This window comes from Mesorhizobium sp. PL10 (assembly GCF_053714315.1).
The window spans coordinates 1-18,299 of sequence record NZ_JBSKBR010000045.1; the positions used below are offsets into that span (position 1 = coordinate 1).

The 18,299-nt window shown below is 57.6% G+C and carries 14 protein-coding genes and 1 pseudogene; 6 read left to right on the plus strand and 9 right to left on the minus strand.

What is annotated here, in order from left to right:
- Positions 1-1,053 precede the first annotated feature (1,053 nt).
- From ACWGTO_RS30835 to ACWGTO_RS30870, 8 genes and pseudogenes are all read right to left on the minus strand, one after another.
- Entirely contained in the window at positions 1,054-2,205 is a 1,152-nt protein-coding gene (locus ACWGTO_RS30835; RefSeq protein WP_454578530.1) for a porin, read from the minus strand.
- A 313-nt stretch (positions 2,206-2,518) separates the two neighbouring features.
- The gene (locus ACWGTO_RS30840) at positions 2,519-3,196 is read right to left on the minus strand and encodes an antitoxin Xre/MbcA/ParS-like domain-containing protein (RefSeq protein WP_454578531.1); all 678 of its coding nucleotides are present in this window, start codon (positions 3,194-3,196) and stop codon (positions 2,519-2,521) included.
- A 431-nt stretch (positions 3,197-3,627) separates the two neighbouring features.
- A pseudogene (locus ACWGTO_RS30845) lies at positions 3,628-3,759 on the minus strand (IS6 family transposase); the annotation flags it as partial.
- Between the two features lie 101 nt (positions 3,760-3,860).
- Complete coding sequence (locus tag ACWGTO_RS30850; RefSeq protein WP_454578541.1) at positions 3,861-4,898, minus strand: ABC transporter ATP-binding protein; 1,038 nt, start codon at positions 4,896-4,898, stop codon at positions 3,861-3,863.
- Positions 4,895-5,902: an ABC transporter ATP-binding protein gene (locus ACWGTO_RS30855; RefSeq protein ID WP_454578532.1), complete on the minus strand. Its 1,008-nt coding sequence runs from the start codon at positions 5,900-5,902 to the stop codon at positions 4,895-4,897. Before ACWGTO_RS30855 ends, ACWGTO_RS30850 begins: the two co-directional genes overlap by 4 nt.
- 1 nt (position 5,903) lies before the next feature.
- Positions 5,904-6,785, minus strand: a complete 882-nt coding sequence (locus ACWGTO_RS30860) for an ABC transporter permease (protein WP_454578533.1) — start codon at positions 6,783-6,785, stop codon at positions 5,904-5,906.
- A 2-nt stretch (positions 6,786-6,787) separates the two neighbouring features.
- Positions 6,788-7,729, minus strand: coding sequence for an ABC transporter permease (locus ACWGTO_RS30865; protein WP_454578542.1), 942 nt, complete (start codon positions 7,727-7,729; stop codon positions 6,788-6,790).
- Positions 7,729-9,327, minus strand: a complete 1,599-nt coding sequence (locus ACWGTO_RS30870) for an ABC transporter substrate-binding protein (RefSeq protein WP_454578534.1) — start codon at positions 9,325-9,327, stop codon at positions 7,729-7,731. The genes ACWGTO_RS30865 and ACWGTO_RS30870 overlap by 1 nt, the downstream gene beginning before the upstream one ends.
- Here ACWGTO_RS30870 and ACWGTO_RS30875 point away from each other — a divergent pair.
- Both ACWGTO_RS30875 and ACWGTO_RS30880 read left to right on the plus strand, forming a co-directional pair.
- Positions 9,266-9,409 carry a hypothetical protein gene (locus ACWGTO_RS30875; protein ID WP_454578543.1) on the plus strand — a complete coding sequence of 48 codons (144 nt, stop codon included), beginning with the start codon at positions 9,266-9,268 and terminating at the stop codon, positions 9,407-9,409. The genes ACWGTO_RS30870 and ACWGTO_RS30875 overlap by 62 nt on opposite strands.
- Positions 9,410-10,121: 712 nt before the next feature.
- Positions 10,122-11,282, plus strand: a complete 1,161-nt coding sequence (locus ACWGTO_RS30880) for an aminotransferase class V-fold PLP-dependent enzyme (RefSeq protein ID WP_454578535.1) — start codon at positions 10,122-10,124, stop codon at positions 11,280-11,282.
- A gap of 31 nt (positions 11,283-11,313) precedes the next feature.
- On the opposite strand, the gene ACWGTO_RS30885 is transcribed toward ACWGTO_RS30880, so the two are convergent.
- Positions 11,314-12,006 carry a GntR family transcriptional regulator gene (locus ACWGTO_RS30885; RefSeq protein WP_454578536.1) on the minus strand — a complete coding sequence of 231 codons (693 nt, stop codon included), beginning with the start codon at positions 12,004-12,006 and terminating at the stop codon, positions 11,314-11,316.
- 154 nt (positions 12,007-12,160) lie between these two features.
- On the opposite strand from ACWGTO_RS30885, the gene ACWGTO_RS30890 reads away from it, so the two are divergent.
- From ACWGTO_RS30890 to ACWGTO_RS30905, 4 genes are all read left to right on the plus strand, one after another.
- On the plus strand, positions 12,161-13,627 hold the full coding sequence (locus ACWGTO_RS30890; protein ID WP_454578537.1) for a M81 family metallopeptidase: 1,467 nt from the start codon (positions 12,161-12,163) through the stop codon (positions 13,625-13,627).
- A gap of 194 nt (positions 13,628-13,821) precedes the next feature.
- Positions 13,822-15,159: an aspartate aminotransferase family protein gene (locus ACWGTO_RS30895; RefSeq protein WP_454578538.1), complete on the plus strand. Its 1,338-nt coding sequence runs from the start codon at positions 13,822-13,824 to the stop codon at positions 15,157-15,159.
- A gap of 642 nt (positions 15,160-15,801) precedes the next feature.
- Positions 15,802-17,418, plus strand: coding sequence for a N,N-dimethylformamidase beta subunit family domain-containing protein (locus ACWGTO_RS30900; protein WP_454578539.1), 1,617 nt, complete (start codon positions 15,802-15,804; stop codon positions 17,416-17,418).
- A gap of 244 nt (positions 17,419-17,662) precedes the next feature.
- Positions 17,663-18,169 carry a GNAT family N-acetyltransferase gene (locus tag ACWGTO_RS30905; protein WP_454578540.1) on the plus strand — a complete coding sequence of 169 codons (507 nt, stop codon included), beginning with the start codon at positions 17,663-17,665 and terminating at the stop codon, positions 18,167-18,169.
- The last annotated feature ends 130 nt before the right edge of the window (positions 18,170-18,299 follow it).

Here is an 18,299-nt window from a genome sequence, read left to right on the forward strand (position 1 = left end):
CGAAGTTCAATGACGACGGCATACTCCGTTCCATTCCGCCCCACAAATCCTCATGCTCCCCTGTAGGCCCCGACGGGCATTCCAATCAGGATGGGAATGAGGGTGCATTCCATCCAACTCAACCAATCGATCGGCATATGCAAGGCGATTCTGGCCGTGAGCGACAGAGCAAAGGTCGCGACGATTGCAATTATCGTCACGACTATTGATTTGCCCAGAATACGCTTGGTGCGAGGCGTCATATTTTTTCTTTGAAGATTGGCACTGTTTCTTTAGATAGAGGCTCTGAAAGAGCCGTTACGAAGTCAATTAAGATTATTCCGAAACTAGAAGGGCGACTAACGGGGGTGCCCTCGTCTGAGGTCGGGAGAGCGTGCAAACGTAGGACAGCGCGGCGAATTTTAGCAACGGTTAAAATGCGAGTTTTTCGAATCTGCCGGTGTTAGTTTTCAGAGGCTACTCCATGCTGCGTGGATGGTGATCGTTGAATATGCGCGGCCTAGGCTGGATCAGAGAAATACGATTGACGGAAGCTCAGCAGATGCGAGATCGGATAGCCCTGCTTGAATCCGAATTGATCAACGCGGCTGCGTCCAAAAGCAAATCCAATTTGCTTAATGTTGGTCATGAGCTTCGAAGGCAAAAGGCTGGGTTGGAACGCCTCGAACAATGCATAGCCTGGATGCCGAAACGGCTCTGATACCGGGCTATTCAAGGAAATCGTGCGCGGATTTTGGCGATACCGACACGTCAGCGCAATCTGAGGTCGGTTCCAGCTGGCGGAATGACAGCCCGTCGCAGACGAGACCGGTCTGCCTCACAGTCGTGGCGTGGTAGGCGGCGTTCCATCTCGCTTGCGCGAACCCTTGGATCGGTACGCCTAAAAAAGGGCGCCCGGGAACAGGGCGCCCTTCGCATCGACGAGTGCTCGGTTTGGAGGTCAATGATCAAGCAACCGCCGACAACCTTGCGGTCCCTTCACGAACCAGTTTGGTCTCAGGTAGTGGCGCTCGTAGTTGTCGCTGCGAGCGCCGGGACCCGGCTCTTCAATCCTCAGAACGAGCGCTGGAAGCGGAGGAAGCCGCCGACGTTGTTCTTCTTGTCGGCAGCAGTCCAGTTGCCGAAGGGAGTGCCGTCGTTGAAGTGGCCAAAGTGATCGTAGTCAACCTCCGCCGTAACCGTGAGGCCGGAGACGATGTCGTAGGCGACATTAGCCGCCACGCCATAGTTCTTGTCCTGATCACCTGAAACCTGAAGGTTGAAGGAGGTCTTCGGGTTGAACTTGTAGGTGCCGCCGGCCCACCAAGCCCAGTGACCGCCCCACTGCTTGTAGAAGTCGCGACCGTTGGCGAAGTCGAGCGAATTGTTGTCAGTTCCATAGCCGAACATGGCGAACAGTGACAGTTCGCTGGTCACGTTGAAGTCAGCACGAACTTTGCCCGCCCATTCTTCGTAGTTGCTGTCATAGGCCACGACGCCGGTGATAGCGCCCCAACCCTGCGTGTACTTCACACCGCCGACGACATGCGGAACATAGCTGTCGATCGTGCCCACGTAGAAAACATTGTTGGTGTCCACGGAACCTTCTTCAAGCGAGATCATGGCCGAGAAACCATTGCCGGCATCGAAGTTGTACTGGATGAGGTTGGTGGAGAAATCGCCGTAGGGAACGATGGTGTCATTGATGACGTTGCCGGCATAGCCGATGAACGTATCGAAGGCCGAATCATCCAAACCGACGCGGAGCCCGCCAAGCTGGATCCAAGCTTTATTCAGCGAAGCACCCTTGTTGTGGGCTGGGTCACCGTCGTTGCCAGCGTAGAAAGCACTGTTCCCGAAATTGAAGCGAGTTTCGGTGTAGGTCTTCAACGTGCCGAGCTCGGTTTCCTGGCCGGTCCAGGTCTTCAGGTCGAAGCGGGCATTCTTGTGCCAGGTGCCCTGGTCCTTGCCGTTGAGCACGTCTGTCGAACGTGCGCCATCGAAGCTGCCGACATCGCCGGCGCTGATGTCGTAACGGACATAGCCGCCAATGCGCAGGCAGGTCTCGGTGCCCGGGATGTAGAAGTAGCCCGAACCATAGACGTCGCAGATCTTGACGTATTCAGCGGGTTCCGGCTCGGCGACGACGACGGCGTCGGCGGCGCGCGCACCGGAAACTGCGACTAGGGCCGCAGCGGAGCCCAGAAGAAGGCTCTTGATGTTCATATTTGATCTCCATTCAAAGATTTGAAAGGGGCGAGGCCGTCGATGGACGAACTGCTCCCTGTCCCCACGATCGAAAAAGATGCGCATCGCAATGCATCCTTCCCGGATCGACGCTATTCACTGTGCGAAATAGTGCAAGTTCAAATTTGCTTTGCCGGCCACGCTCAGAAGTATAAGTGGCAATTTTGCCACTAAACAAGCGGCGTTATCTGCACAAACCGTACAGATGTACATTTGTACAAATAGTACAATTAGCACATATTCGGGTGGGAACTGTCGGGGTTCACCCAAAACCGCAGGCGTTCGACCATCATCAGGCCGGTCCTATTAGGGAAATTGCCTGAGCAGCCGACGCGACAGCTTCGATGTTCATGCTTTCTCTGAGCAATTCGATGGGAACTCGATCATTGAGAAGAGGCGACGGGCTGGTCAGCCACAGCCAGGCCAATCTGGGATCGGGGATCGAACAGAGGACCTGCCTGATTCCGGGCAGAGGTCTGCCGTCGATGAACTGAGCTAGGGGGAATACATGCTTTCGAGAGCCTCTCCGAAAAGCAACCACATCATTGTGCCGCTGCCACCAATGAAGTGTGGACCGCGGTATTCCAAAACGTCGCTCGAGATGCGTCGACCCCGCAACCGGACCGGCCCACTCTGCAATGCGCGCGCCTTCTCTCGGGCAATCGTGCAGAATCGGGTCCACGAGCGGATGATCGGCTTGCCGCGGTCGCGAACCGATCTCACACGCCTGAGCGTTTAGCCGTCGCGCGGCTTCGGCCTCGAGCCTGCCAAGAAATTCTGCGGCCACGGCGGTCGATTCGTTGGAAGGAGTACTTGGAGGCGCTCCGCCAGCCTTGTCACTCTGTCTCGCCCCATCGCATTGGGCTAGAATGCGTTGCACCTCTTTTAACACGAAGCTTGAAAGCTCGGCCTGGCGCTTTTCATCTGCAAGATCACTCGACCCTGACATATGGAGATTTCCCAATAGCATTCTTTTTCGGCAGCCGCCGAAAGAGCGTTGAAGACATTAAAGTTCAGAGGACGGCGGTGTTGCTTATCTCGTGTGCTCGAGCCGCCCTTGCTCTCAGAACCGATTGAGACGCACAAGCGCGGTGCATCCGGAGCAAGACGCTATCCGCAACGGTGGGAGCTGCAACTTCAAACTTAGCTTCGGCGATCTATTTAATTAGACGTTGCTTTTATGCAACTGTTATCAAGGCGTTACTTGAACAAATCGCACGTATTGTACAAATGCATGATCGCGCAGTCCACGAACACTTCGCTGTACATTTACTGCTGGATATATGCTTCGCCGAAAGCGCACGGTCGAGCCGACGCTCATGACACGGTTGAAATCCCGCTCTCATTTTTTCACGATCCTGCGATCCACTTTTTCGATTTCCCATCACTGAGATCGTAAATGGTCTCGTCGACATGCCATTTGCCGGTCACGCTACGCTTGCGCCGGTTGAAGCGCTCCAGCAACAAGGGCGCGAAGCGGACTGTCCAGCGGTGGATGGTCGTGTGATCGACCGGAATGCCGCGCTCGGCCATTTAAACATCGCAAACCTCCGAAATGGTCGAAGGATCCCGTGCCAGGCGAGTAACAAAAAGGTTGCAACAAATCCGTCCCTCTTTGATCGTCATCAACGCCACTAAGCACAGGAATTTGCGACAGGCCCAGATATGGCCGCCAGAGCCGGTCCTTCCGGGGCTTCTGTTGCCGGAGCGCGCACATGACAGGCGACGAGCCGACCGTCGGCCATTGGCACCAAAGGTGGCACTTCGATGCAGCAGCGTTCGACAGCGAGCGGGCAGCGCGGGTGGAACGCGCACCCGCTCGGCGGGTTGATGGGGCTCGGCACCTCGCCCTCGACGGGCGCCTCCAGCCGAACTCGCGTCGGATCCGGGATGGGGGCTGCCGCGATCAGCGCCTCGGTGTAGGGATGGACCGGTTTGTCGAAGAGCGCCTCGCTTGGGGCGAGTTCCACGATCCGCCCCAGGTACATGACGGCAACGCGATGCGCGACATGCTCCACCACGCCGAGGTCATGCGAGATGAAGACGAAGGCGAGGCCCATCTGCTGCTGGAGATCCAGAAGCAGGTTCAGAATCTGCGCCTGCACGGAGACGTCGAGGGCTGACACCGCCTCGTCGGCGATGATGAGAGAGGGGTTAAGCGACAGGGCGCGTGCAATGCCGAGCCGCTGGCGCTGACCGCCCGACAATTCGGACGGGAGCCTATGCATCATCTCGGGCGACATTCCGACTTTTCGCAGAAGCTCCGCGGCGAGTGCGTTGCGTTGCTTCCGGCTGAGGCGCTCGAAGTTCTCGACGGGTTCGGTGATGATCTGGCCGGCCGTGAGGCGTGGATTGAGCGACGAGTAAGGATCCTGAAAGACCATCTGCATTCGACGGCGCCAGGCGCGAAGCGCGTCCTTCTTGAGGCTCGCAATATCGGTCCCGTCGATCAGCACGCGTCCACCCGTCGGCTCCACGAGCCGCATCAGGAGCCGCGCGACGGTAGACTTGCCGCAGCCGGATTCACCGACGATGCAAAGCGTCTCGCCGGCCTCGACGGAAAAGGTTACGTCCTCTACCGCCCGGATCACCGGAATGGTCTTCTTCAGGAACCCCGCACCGAGCGGATAATGCTTGGTCAGGTTCTCGACTTTCAGCAAAGGACCACTCATGCGCCCATCACCTCTTCGGCGCGCCAGCACGCTGCGGCATGGCTCGAGCCTACATCACGCAGGATGGGTGTCTTGTCGCGGCAAATGTCGATCGCGAACGGGCAGCGCGGCGCGAAGCTGCAGCCGACGATGGGCTCGCGCAGGCTTGGCACGATGCCGGGAATCTCTGGAAGACGGCGCTGGCGGCCACGCCGCGGATCGGGGACCGATCGCATCAGGCCCTGGGTGTAGGGGTGCGCGGGACGCGCAAAAAGATCTATCACGTTCGCCTGCTCGACGATCCGGCCAGCATACATCACGATCACGCGTTGGCATGTCTCGGCGACAACGCCCAGATCATGCGTGATGAACATGACGGCCGTCCCCGTGCGCTCTTTCAGATCGACGATGAGCCGCAGGATCTGCGCCTGGATTGTGACGTCAAGCGCAGTCGTCGGCTCGTCGGCAATCAACAGTTCCGGTGAGCAGGCAAGGGCCATGGCGATCATGGCGCGCTGGCGCATGCCGCCTGACATTTCGTGGGGATAGTTGTTGACGCGACGCTCGGGATCCGCGATGCGGACGAAACGGAGCATCTCTTCAGCCTTTTTCATGGCCACCGAGCGGGACGCTTTTGTGTGGATCTCTACCGCCTCTGCGATCTGGTGGCCGACCGTATAGACGGGGTTCAGGCTCGTCATCGGCTCCTGGAAGATCATGGCGATCTGGTCGCCGCGGATCTTTCGCATCTCCCGATCAGACAGCTCAAGGAGGTCGCGTCCGTGAAAGCGGACCTCGCCGCCGACGGTCCTGGCGCTCAGTTTCGGCAGTAGACGAAGGACGGAGAGAGCGGTAACGCTTTTCCCGCATCCGGATTCACCGACGACACCGAGCGTCTCGCCTTTCTTGACCTGAAAGCTGATGCCACCCAGGGCGCGGGTGACGCTGTCTTCGCCGTAAAAGTGCGTCTCGAGGTCTCGGACATCAAGCAGGATGTCATCGCCTGCGGATTCTCGCATCAGCATGTCAGCGTCTCCGCTTTGAGCGGGGATCGAACAGGTCGCGCAGGCCATCGCCAAGCAGGTTGACGGCAAGGACGGTGACGGCAAGGCAGATACCGGGGGCGAAGATCGTCAATGGGGCGATAGCGAGATAAAGGCGCGAACTGGCAATCATGTTGCCCCAGCTCGGAATCTCGGGTGGAACCCCTACGCCGAGGAAGCTCAGCCCGGCCTCCGTCAGGATAGCACTGGCGCAAACAGTAGCGCTCTGGACCATCAGCGCAGGAATGGTGCTCGGCAGGATATGCCGCCACAGCACTTTGGGCAGGCGCGCCCCGCCGCAGAGGGCGGCCTCCACGTAGGGACGCTCGCGAACACCCAAGACCACCGAACGAACCAGGCGCGCGACGGCTGGCGTCTCGGGAATTGCGATGGCCACAATGAGGATGCCGATGCCGGGGCCTGTCAGAGAAATGAGGGCAATCGCCAGCAGAATCGTCGGGATCGACATCAGGCCGTCCATGACCCGCATGACAATATTGTCGAACGTGCGGTTGTAGCCGGCGATGACCCCGATCAAAAGACCTGCAAGAGCCGCGCAGGTCGCCGACAGCAATCCAACCATAAGCGAGATCCGCGCGCCGAAAATCGTTCGGGCAAACACATCCCGACCCAGATTGTCGCTTCCAAACCACATCGCGGCGGAGGGTGGCCGAAGGCGTTTGAACGGGTCCATGTTCACTGGATCGTCTGCATAAAACGGGGCAGCGAGCGCCAGAATGATCAGGATCGCCAACAGGGCGCCGCCTGCCAGGACCAACGGATGACGCCTTGCCAGACGGGGAAGGTCAGATATTCGCAGGCGGCCAGTAGGGACGTATTCAACTGGTGCGGACAAATTCGTCATTATCAGTACCGGATGCGCGGGTCGATCAGCGTATAGGCGAGATCGACCATGAGATTGACAAGGACGTACATACCTGACGTCAGGATGAGCACGCTCTGGATGATGGGATAGTCGCGGTTATTGATCGCGTCGACGACCAAACGACCGATACCGGGTATGTTGAACACCGTCTCCGTGAGGACCACTCCGCCAATCAGGTAGGCGAAGCTTATGCCGATGACGGTCAGGATCGGCACGCCGGCATTCTTCAAGGCATGGTGAAAAAGCATTGCATAGGACGATGCGCCCTTGGCGGCGGCCGTTCGCATATAGTCCTCCGACAGGACCTCGAGCATGCTTGCACGCGTGACCCGTGCGATGAATGCAATGAAGCCAAGACTCAACGCCACGGTGGGAAGGCTCAGATGCACAAACCAAGGCCCGAGACCCTCACCGATCGGGGCATACCCCTGGACCGGCAGCCAGTGTGTCCTGATGGCGCAAAAGTATATGAAGAAATAGCCGATAACAAAGACGGGAACGGAATAACTAAGTGCCGAAAACACCGCGAGGAGGCGGTCGACGAGCCCGCCAGTTCGCCACGCCGCGAGAATGCCGAAAGAGACTCCGGCCAACACCGAAAGGATCATCGTCAGGATTGATAGGGAAAGGGTCGGCTCAAGCCGCTGCGAGATTAGCTCAATCACTGGCCGCCCAGAAAATATCGAGGTGCCGAAATCACCGCTCAACATGTCGCGCGCCCAACGTATGAACTGAACTGGTATCGGATCGTTCAGCCCCAGCTTTTCGCGGATGCCGGCGATCACCTCCGCCGTGGCCGATTTCCCGGCGATCATAGCCGCCGGGTCGCCGGGCGCCAGCCTGAGAAGCAGAAAGACGAAAATCCCGACCATCGCCATCACGGCGATGGTCGAGAACATTCTGCGCAGAATGTAACCGGTCATCAGGTCGACGCTTTCTGCATGTTCCACATCGGGAAACCCTTCCCGCCGGAGACCTCGAGAAGGCCGGTAAGGGCCTTTCGGTGCGCATTTGGCGCGACAACCCGCCCTAGCAGAACGCCGCCGACGAAATCCCACCATAACCCTTGCATCTCACGGGCCAGCGCCTTGCGCGCTTCGAGCGTGTCGACCTCAGCCCATTTGGCTCTGAGCGCTTCGTATTCGTCGTTTTTTGGCCAGCCCCACCACGCTTGTTCGCCATTTGCGAGCAAGAAGGGAGTGGTGAGCGGATTGGCTCCACTGTAGTCAGAGATGAAGATGTTCCAGCCACCATTCTCCACGGGGCCCTTGTTCTGCCGACGCGTGGTAAACTCACCCCAGGACATCGGCGCGAGCTCAGCATTGATCCCAATCTTGCGCAGCGTGTCCGCCAGAAGCTGCGAGGCATTGCTGGCCTCCGGCCAGTCCGTCGTTTGGAATATAAGAATCTTCTCACCGGCATATCCGGCTTCCTGGAAGAGCTGTCTGGCTTTTTCTGGATCGCCACCCTTCTTGTACCATCCCGTATTCTCGTCATTGGAATACATGCGACTATTTCCAAATATCGAAGTCACGGTTTGGGTAAATCGTGGGTCTGGGTACATAACGCGCAGGAACGCCTCCTGGTCAATCAGGTGAAGCATCGCTTGACGCGCTTTCGCATTGTCGAATGGCGGCTGTAAGAAATTCATCCGCACGCACATTGTAGTGCCCTGCTTCTGTAGAACATGGAGTTCAAGATTCGGATCGCTTTCAATCGCTGGGTAAAGATCGGCGGGTGGCGTCCAGACGAAATCAACCTCACCTGCCTGCAAGGCGGCTAAAGCAGTCTGTTGATCGGAAATAACTTGCCAGACGGTTCGATCGGCCTTGACGATCTTCCCGCCGGCGAATCCGTCGGGCGCTTCCTGGCGGGGCAGATAATTTTCATTGCGGTCGTAGGTGAAGCTCGCGCCAGGTTTGGCTAGCGCCTCGTTGAACTTGAACGGCCCGGATCCGATATTCGAGGTTACCTGCTCGGTAGCGGGACGATCTGCGTCTTTCTCCCGCATGATAGGTAGGTAGATCCCCTCCACCAGCGCATCAACTAGAATCCCCAGCGGCTCCTTGAGCGCGATTGTGAAGGTCTTGTCATCCTTTTTCGAGATATCCTTGGCCCTGGCCATGATCAGTTTTCCACCAGGGTCCACCTGGCCCCAGCGTCGGATCGAGGCCACACAATCCGCAGCGGTGACGGAGCCGCCGTCGTGAAAGTTTAGGCCATCCCGGAGCTCAAAAGTATACGTCTTCTTGTCCTCGGAAACCTTCCAATTCGCCACCATTTGCGGCTGCGGCATAAGCTTGGAGTCAAGCGCGAACAGCGTGTCGTAAATCGCTAGGCCATGCATGCTAGTGATGTCAGCCGTCGATAGAATCGGATCGTAGACCGTGAGGTCTGACATCACCATTCGGACCGTCCGAGCGTCATCTGATGATGTTTGCGCCCGAAGGATCGACGGCATGGATAACGTCGTTCCGGCTACTATGCCTGATTTGATCAAGCTGCGTCGGGTCATCGTCATGTTCAAAGTCCCTTTCTTTGTTAGTGCTGCCTGCATCTATAGTTGTTGTCTGAACCCGCCGGACGGCAATCATCAAGGATGATCGGCCGCCATACTGCGCAAGGCGGCCGCAGCCCGGCAAATGAATTCCAGTACGGTACTCCTGGCAGTCGTCGTGCCGTGAAAACTGGCGACAACGAGAGGCAAGGACTGAATATCAATCGGACGGCGGGATCCGCCATCAGGAGAGCGACGAGAACTCCCTGCGCAGGATCATAGGCGGTGGTGTGCAGCTTGAACGCACTGATCGTGCCGCGCTGCCCCCAACATCGATACCGGCAAACACTGCCCCGGCGTCAACGCCTATGCTTACGGTACCCCCAATCAAGTCAAAATCTCCCGTCAGCGCGCGGATCATTACAAATGTGATCTCCATATTAAAGATTTGGCATATTATCATCAACATTCCTGTACGTCAACAAAACCTGCATCGCCTGATTCTTCGGCTAACCCGGTCGAACGGCGCGCGAATCGCTCGCCGGGAGGCAGGCCCTTCGCTGGAGGTGGTTGTTGGGCAAAGGCCGCGACGCCGCCAAAGTCCGGACGCAGCGATGCGTCCGCACCCCCAGCCGGTGGCTCAATCGTGATATAATATTGTTGAAAATGGCATACGAGTGGGATATTGAAAGATCACACAGGAGAAGAGTAGAATGCATGACGGTCGGTGGCTCCCCGCTGAAGGGCTCGAAGAGTCAGCCATCTTGGAGGCGATGGAAAACGCGCGGCGAGGTGACGTTGATTGGAGAGGAGGTCGCTTGCCGGGCTTCTACGTGCATTTTGCCGACGACGAAGTTGATCGCATCGGCAAGCGTGCACTTGAGATGTTCCACGCCACCAATGCGCTGGGCGGTGGTGCCTTTCCTTCAATCAAACATTTCGAGAGGGAAGTCGCAGACTGGTCACTGTCGCTGATGCATGCCGATGGCGGAACCGCCAGCATCACGTCTGGGGGGACCGAAAGTATCTTCATTGCAATGAAGACCGCGAGGGAGTGGGCGACAAGCAACCGCCCCGAAGTGACAAGGCCCAAGATGGTGATCTCTCACAGCGCGCACCCTGCCTTCGACAAGGCGGCCAAGTACCTAAGCATTGACGTCGAGCGGATTGCGCCTCGCGATGACTTCAAGGTCGACATGGACGCATTCGTGGCTGCGCTTGACGATCAGACCATCTTTACAGCGGGTTCGGCGCCGCAATTCACGATAGGCGTGTTCGACCAGATCGAGGAACTGGCCTCCATCGCCATGTCGCGGAATATCTGGTTCCACACCGACGCGTGTGTGGGCGGATACCTATCACCCTTTGCGGAGCAGAACGGACACGCCATCCCTCTGTGGGATTTCCGGGTAAAAGGGGTGAGGTCAATTTCGGCCGACTTGCACAAATACGGGTTTGCGCCGAAGGGGGCCTCGATCGTCGCCCTCTCGGACGTCGCCGATCGGAAATATCAGGTGTTCGACTTCGACAATTGGTCCCGCGGACGTTATGTAACCTCGACATTCGCAGGAACACGTTCAGGCGCAAACATAGCGGCAGCTTGGGCCGTAATGCGTTTCCTTGGTAATGAAGGATACTGCAGGATTTCCGAGCGGATTTGGCAGGCGCGCGATAGGCTCATCGAGGGCATCCACGGCATCGACGGGTTGTTCATATGCGGTAAGCCTGAACTTACTGTTATGAGTTACGGCTCAAGGGCGCTTGATGTCTCCGACATAGCGGCGGGCTTGTCAGCAAGGGGTTGGTATACCGTAGCTCCTTCGCGACATCCCCCTGCCATCAATCTGGGAATTCTTAGCCTAGCTTTCGCCGAGGTCATAGATGAGTACTTATCAGACCTACAAGAGGTCGTCGATCAACTGAACGCGGGCGAAAAGAGCTTCGACCATTCCCTTATCGGAAACTACGGCTCAGGCTAAAGCCACGGGCAAGCAACCTCATTGTGAGGTGTCACCCCCGAAACGGCCTCAAGATGGCGGCAGCGTCAATAATATCAGCGATGTAAGTCAGCGACTGGTCGATGTCCTGCCTTATCTCCTCCGCAACCATTGCAGCATCCTGATTCTCCACTCCTAAGGCGATCCTCTCCCTCCAGTCTCCTCGGGCCGTGGATATCGAAGTGACATAGTGGGGAAACAAAAGGTTTAGATACGGTCCAGACTTGAGCCAAAGGGAATTGATGATCTTGAGTAGGTTCGGCATTTGGCACTCGCCATAGAGTTCGAACTGAAACCTGTACACAAGGACCAAGTCGGCCCGCCGATCACGCTCTGCCCGCACCTTCTTCAGCTTAGTGGATATTGCGCGCAGTTTGCCGGCTAACTCGGGCGAGCCTTTTTGCGCCGCCCGCTCCGCGGCGAAGCATTCGACGTGCAGCCGAATGTCACGCAGTTCGCAAATTTGTTCACGGCTCAGCAGCGGAATCAGCGCGGACCGGTTTGCCTCACCCTGCAGCACACCCTCGGATATAAGCCGATAGAGGGCCTCGCGCACCGGCGTCGGGCTCATCTCGAAGTCCCTGGCCAAATTCCTGATCGTGATTTTTTCGCCCGGGGCGAATTGGCCGCTCCGGATCAGTTCGCCCAGCCGCTGATAGACCTGGTCTCGCAACATATCTGAGTTTGGTGATTTCAAGAAACCCACCCTTGGCTTTGTCCTTGGGTTCGTTCTAAACGTTGCGCCATCATTAGGAAAGTGGCGAATTTTTCGCTCCAAAATGGTATATCAATTATCCAGTATTGACATCACATCTTTGTGCTCATATTTTGGAGATCCGAGACGGGCAATAGGAACAGCAATGCGTGTGATGGCAGCGTTTTGGCAGCAAGAGACCAACACCTTCAATCCCCATCTTACAAGTCTGCAGCGGTTCCGGGACGGTGGGCTGATGTTCGGAGAAGACATTGGTCGCCGCTTCCGCGGTACTGACACAGACTGGGGAGGTCTGTTCGAATGTGCTGAGACCAAAAGGTGGGAACTTGTGACGCCGCTCCATGCCAACGCCGGACCGAGCGGTGCGCTGACGGCGTCAACATTCGAGGAGCTGGCTAATATCCTACTTGAGCCGCTTCGGGAGCCGCGCTCGGTCGATGGAATCCTGCTGATGCTCCACGGCTCCATGGTCTCTGAGAGGATACAGGACTGTGAAGGGGAAATCCTATGGCGCGTCCGGAAGCTGGTCGGGTGGGATGTGCCAGTTGTGATGACCTTGGATCCCCATGCGAACGTCTCCCACCGTATGGCCGACATGGCGAATGCCATTGTCGCCTACAAGACGACGCCGCACTTGGATCAGGTCCAAACCACGAAGCTTTCGTGTCAGTTGCTAAGTGAAATGATCGAGGGAGAGGCGCTCACGCAGGTGAGGCTGGTCAAGCCACCTCTGTTGGCCGGCCTTGATAGCGCGAGAACAACCAGCGCGGGCGGTCCAATGCCCCGGATTCTGGCTCTTGCCGAGCGCTTGACCATGGAAAATCCGGCCGTCCGACATATCAGTATCCAAGCCGGGTACTCGTATGGGGACGTTGCCGACATCGGGCCCAGCGTGGCAATCACCTGCTCCAGCGCAACGGATGATTACCACAAGGAAAGCAATGCATTGGCTCGGGAGATGTGGGCAACGCGCGCCGAACGTACCGTGACGTTTCACTCCGTCGACGAAGGATTGCAGATCGCTGAAAGCATCATGGGATCCGAACAGCCGGTTATTGTGGTAGATTACGCGGATAATCCGGGTGGCGGCGCGGCAGGAGACGATGTCTCCCTTCTCAAGGCCATGCTTGAACGAGGTACCCGTGATGCATTTTTCTTCAGCTTATGGGCCCCTGAGGCCGTAGATGCTTGTTTCGCAGCCGGTCTCAACCGGGAGGTTACGCTCACTCTGGGGTGCGAGCGAGACTTAGAGGTGAGCGGCTGTGTTAAGGCGCTGACGCCTGGCAACTATTTGCGAAGGGGTGCGTATTTGCGCAATACTACCGGAAACTTAGGTGCAAGCTGTCTCGTCCAGATTCAAGGGATCAAGGTAGCGTTGACTTCTCAAGCAACTCAGACCGAGGAGCGTGAGCAATTTAAGTTGTTCGGCGTGCATTTCGAAAGCGAGAAACTGGTGGTTTGCAAGGGAATGAACCATTTCCGCGCAGACCTCGAGCCTCTGTCCCATGCCCTGGTTTTCGTCGACAGCGGCAAAAGCTGCACCGTAAATTATGCTTCCATTCCGTATAAACGAGTCCGGCGGCCGATCTGGCCGCTGGATGATTTCCAATAACAGCGCGTGACGACTCAGGAGCAATGATTAACTCGCTCATCGCATGCGCCGCCTACAAGCCCCTCCTCGGAACCGGCTCTAATTTCTATGTCGAACTGTGGTGAGTCGGGCAGTTCCGCGGCAACGGGATATGACGACTGAATGGATCAATGTAAATTGTGGCTTCGCGAGCCTTCGGAGGTAAGAGAATAAAAATGCGGAAGGAATCTGTGCCGGCCACGAACCAGCTCGGGACACGTTCACATGAGCTATTTTCACGTGCGCGAAACGTGTTTCCCGACGGCACGACACGCGCGACCGTTGAAAGAGACCCCATGCCGCGATACGTCATGAAGGGTGAGGGTGCATATCTTGTCGATGTCGATGGGCAGCGTTTCCTGGACCTACACAACAATTTCACCACCCTTATTCACGGACACGGATTTGCGCCCGTAGTTGAGGCCGTCACGCGTCAGCTTCACGACGGGACTTGCTTCGCCAATCCCACCGCCTACGAAATTGACCTTGCAGAGCTGTTGGTCGGCCGTATTCCGGCGATCGAACATATCCGTTTCGTCAACACCGGTACTGAAGCCGTGATGTTTGCGATCAAGGCGGCCCGCGCGTTCACCGGGCGTCGCGCAATAGCAAAGATAGAAGGTGCTTATCACGGCGCCTATGACTGGGCTGAGGCTGGTCAGGTGGGTACCCCCTCCACATGGGGTCTAGCCAGCGCTCCTACAGCCTTGCCGTCATATACGGGTACGCCCGAGACAGTGGCGGACGACGTCATTATTCTTCGTTTCAACGACGCCCACGGCGCCCGCCAGCAAATCGCGGCCGCGGCGGGTCGTCTCGCGTGCATTCTCCTCGATCCGATGCCAAGCCGAGGCGGCCTGATTGCGCCGGATGCCGACTTCATCGAGGCTGTCGTTACGACGGCACGCCAATATGGCATTCTAGTCGTCAGCGACGAAGTTCTGAACCTTCGCCAAGGCTATCAGGGCGCTTCCGTCCGCTACGGCATTCAGCCAGACCTCCTTGTCGCAGGCAAAATCATAGGCGGCGGATTTCCTATAGGTGCCGTGGGCGGATCGGCCCAAGTGATGAAAGTGTTCAATGGCTCAGGCGGCCCGGCCAAGGTGCAGCAGGGTGGGACTTTCTCCGCCAATCCGATTTCCATGGTTGCGGGCCGGGTCAGTATGGAGCATATGACAGAAGCAGCATTCGAGCGGCTCGAACGCATGGGCGACTGGCTCCGCGGGGAGCTCGCGGGGGCCATCGAGATGCGCCAAGCTCCTTATGTTGTCACTGGCGCGGCTTCACTCTTTCGGATTCATCCTAAACGTCGAATGCCGCGAGACTATCGTGAGGCATATGCGCAACCTGCAGAAGCGGCATCGATCAGAGAGATGGGGCGCTTCTTTGCCAGCGAGGGCATCATCTTTCCGGCGGCCGGGACCATATGTCTCTCCACAGCCATGTCTGAGGGCGACTTGGCAAAAGTCGCTCAGGTCTTCGACCGTTATCTCGCAGTTGAATCCACTCTGTGACCGGGAGTTGCGAGTATATCGCATATTCGTGCGTGATTCCTACCACCGAATTCGAGAAGGACGGAGCGGAGGGAACGGCAGACGGTTGTGTTGCAAATGTTTGAACGAAATGCGCTTCGTTATCTGACGCCGAATTTCAGGTGGCGATTGCTTCGAACTGCTCCTTGAGTGTCTGGCATTGGCGCGTTTGCCAGGCATCCACTGGTATTGCGGCGCGACCCTCACAGAATGGTGTGAGCTCCGAAACGTCCGCCGCCGCTTGTGATCAAGCTTCTCAACGGACGGCTTGAGCCAAATCACAGCGCCGCCGCAGTACATATACTGCGTAACTCCCGGATCTTATGCGCGGCCAGGCGTAGCAAGCAGTTGGCCACAATTTCTATCACCACCAGCCCGGCGCAGACATCACCGCACCCGCGTCAGTCTGGTCCCTGTCCTCAGCCAGGACGCCGATCATCTCATTCGAGGACGAAATAATCGTTGAACGGCGCCCCATAACTCGTGATGCAGTTTGTCTATGTTCTCTGGACAAAAGCGGCGATTTGTGATTGCAAAAGTTTATATATGTGATATCAACTCTAGTGAGCCACCTAGCTGGTTAGCCGGGTGATGGCCGTGCTTGGATCCCAGGGGATGATAAAAATGTTAATCGCGTACGTGAGCGACGAGAACTTCGTCGCTCTCAGTGATGTAGCAGTGGAGCTCGTCAGCGCCGACGGATCGATTGCTACCCGATCGCGCGCTTCGGGCGCCGTTTACGCAGACGTCCCACCTGGCCGGTACGCGGTGTACTTGAGTTGTCCCGGATTCGGAAGTAAACACAGCGAGATCGACGTAGCACCCGACCGTCCGATCCAGCTTCGACTACTGCGGGACACTGCTCTCGGCTACGCGTGGCCGAAGTGGGTTCGTGCGGGCGAGGAGGTCGAGGTGCGAGTGCACTCCAAGTCCGAATACCGTGTCGAACTGTGGCGATACGGTTGGGAGAAGCAACTCGTCCGTGATCTCGGCTACGGTCGCCACTTCCTTGACTCATCCCGCAATATCGTGCCGGACGGCGACTACGTGCGAACCGGCGTTGGCTGGCGCGACCCGATGCGCACCAAGGCGCCAGCGGAGTCAGGCCTGTATTTCTTTCATGTGTACACGGGATCAGGCGAGACCACAACGTTCCCGCTCATCGTTGCGCCCGCCGCCCCCACAGCTCCGATTGCCGTACTGACGTCGTCATTGACCTGGAACGCCTACAATCATTTCGGCGGCCGCAGTAACTACATGCACCCCGTCGCGCTGCCCGCGAAACCCTCAACGAACCGACGCCAGGACCTTGTGCGGTACCACAACACAATGAATGACCACCCAATGAATGACCGGACGAGCGACTACGACGACATCGCGTTCGGGACGATCGCTCGCGAGTGGATTGTGGACGACTACCCGCCCCTTTCATTTGACCGGCCGGAGCCGGCCAACACCGTGCCTGTCGATGCACACATCACCGATCCGATCGTGGGACGTGACTCGAGCGGGCTTGGTGCCGCTGAGTGGCGGCTGCTGGGTTGGCTAGAGCGCGAGGGCTTCGCCGCCGACACGTATTCCGACGTGCAGCTGCACACGGGTGTTCTCAATCTCGACGCGTACCGCGTTCTCGTGCTCAACACGCATCCGGAGTACTGGTCCAGGAAGATGTACGACCGGGTGCTGGCCTGGGTCACCGAACGCGGCGGCCGCCTCGTCTATCTCGGAGGCAACGGCGTCGAGTGTGAGGTCGAACTCACAGACGAGCGCACGATGATCGTGCGCAACGGCGATAGCCGGACCTTCCAGACTGGAGACTCACAGAGTCGGTTCTTCTGCGTCAGTCAAATCCGGGAGGAGAGCTTGCTCGGCGTCAGGACGAATCCGGACGCCTTCCTCACCGGTGCGCCATATCGCGTCAACAACGCAGCACACTGGGTCTTTGAGGGCACCGGGCTGGCCGACGGCGACCTCTTCGGCCAGCGCACCCTTTCCACACGGGCACCGGGGGGTGCGTCCGGTCACGAGATGGACGAAATGTCTAAGAGCTCGCCAGCGGGGACCACGCTCCTTGCCAAGGGCACAAACCCCGACAATACGGGCGCGGACATGGTCCACCACGAGACGGCAAGTCGCGGGCAGGTATTCTCCGTGGGGTCCATCGCTTATCCCAGCGCGCTCCCCGTCGACGAGGCCGTCTCGCGGATTACTGCGAACGTGCTGCGCCGGTTCACGACCTGATGCGAACGGAATCGAGGGATTGGCAGTAGTTTCGTGTCAGGTTTGTCGCGTTCGCAACACAGGCTTGTTTAGCCGATTTTTGTTTTGCGCAAGCTAAATAGCCAAAAAGGAGATCACAATATTTTCTCGGTCCGATCAGCCAAATTGGCATGAGTTTTGAGATACTTCGGTGTGAGGCCACGGGCTGCGGACCGAACTCATGTCGCCGTTACCGCGATGGATGGAACGAAGAACGGAATTTCACATGAATCTGGAAACAGAGCGTTTATTCATGCGTCCGATACGGCCTTGGGACGCCGATGCCCTGCATCGGCTGCACTGTGATCCGCTGGTAGTCGAATGGATGATGCAGGGAAATCTGCCAACCCGGGAAGAGTCTGATGCGCGGCTGTCCCTCTATCTTTATGAGTGGGAAACCTACGGATACGGATTCTGGATGGTCTACGAACGAGAAGACAATGGCGACTTGCGTTTCACGGGGCGGTCCGGGCTGCGCCGCGTCGATGACAACGACATCGAAATCGGATGCGCCTTATTCGGAAACCGGTGCGGTCAAGGGAAGGCGCCGGAAAGCCTTAAGCCCGTGATCGAATTTGCCTTCGCAACCCAACCTGTCGATCGGTTGCTCTCTTTCGTACGCCCGACGAATATACGATCTCAGAGAATGACAACCAAACTGGGCTTTACCTGCCTTGGGCCGGTTGATGGAACGAACTATGAGCTCTTTGAACTACGCCGTCCGCCTCAGTGATGCTCTCGGCAAACTGCTGCACTTCGGGCACAAATGTCGTACTGCAGTTAAATAGGCCCTGCCTCAAAGGTGAGCGTCCGGTGAGCGGATTTTGGTTAGGTGCGGGATTGGCGCAAGTTACGACACAGAT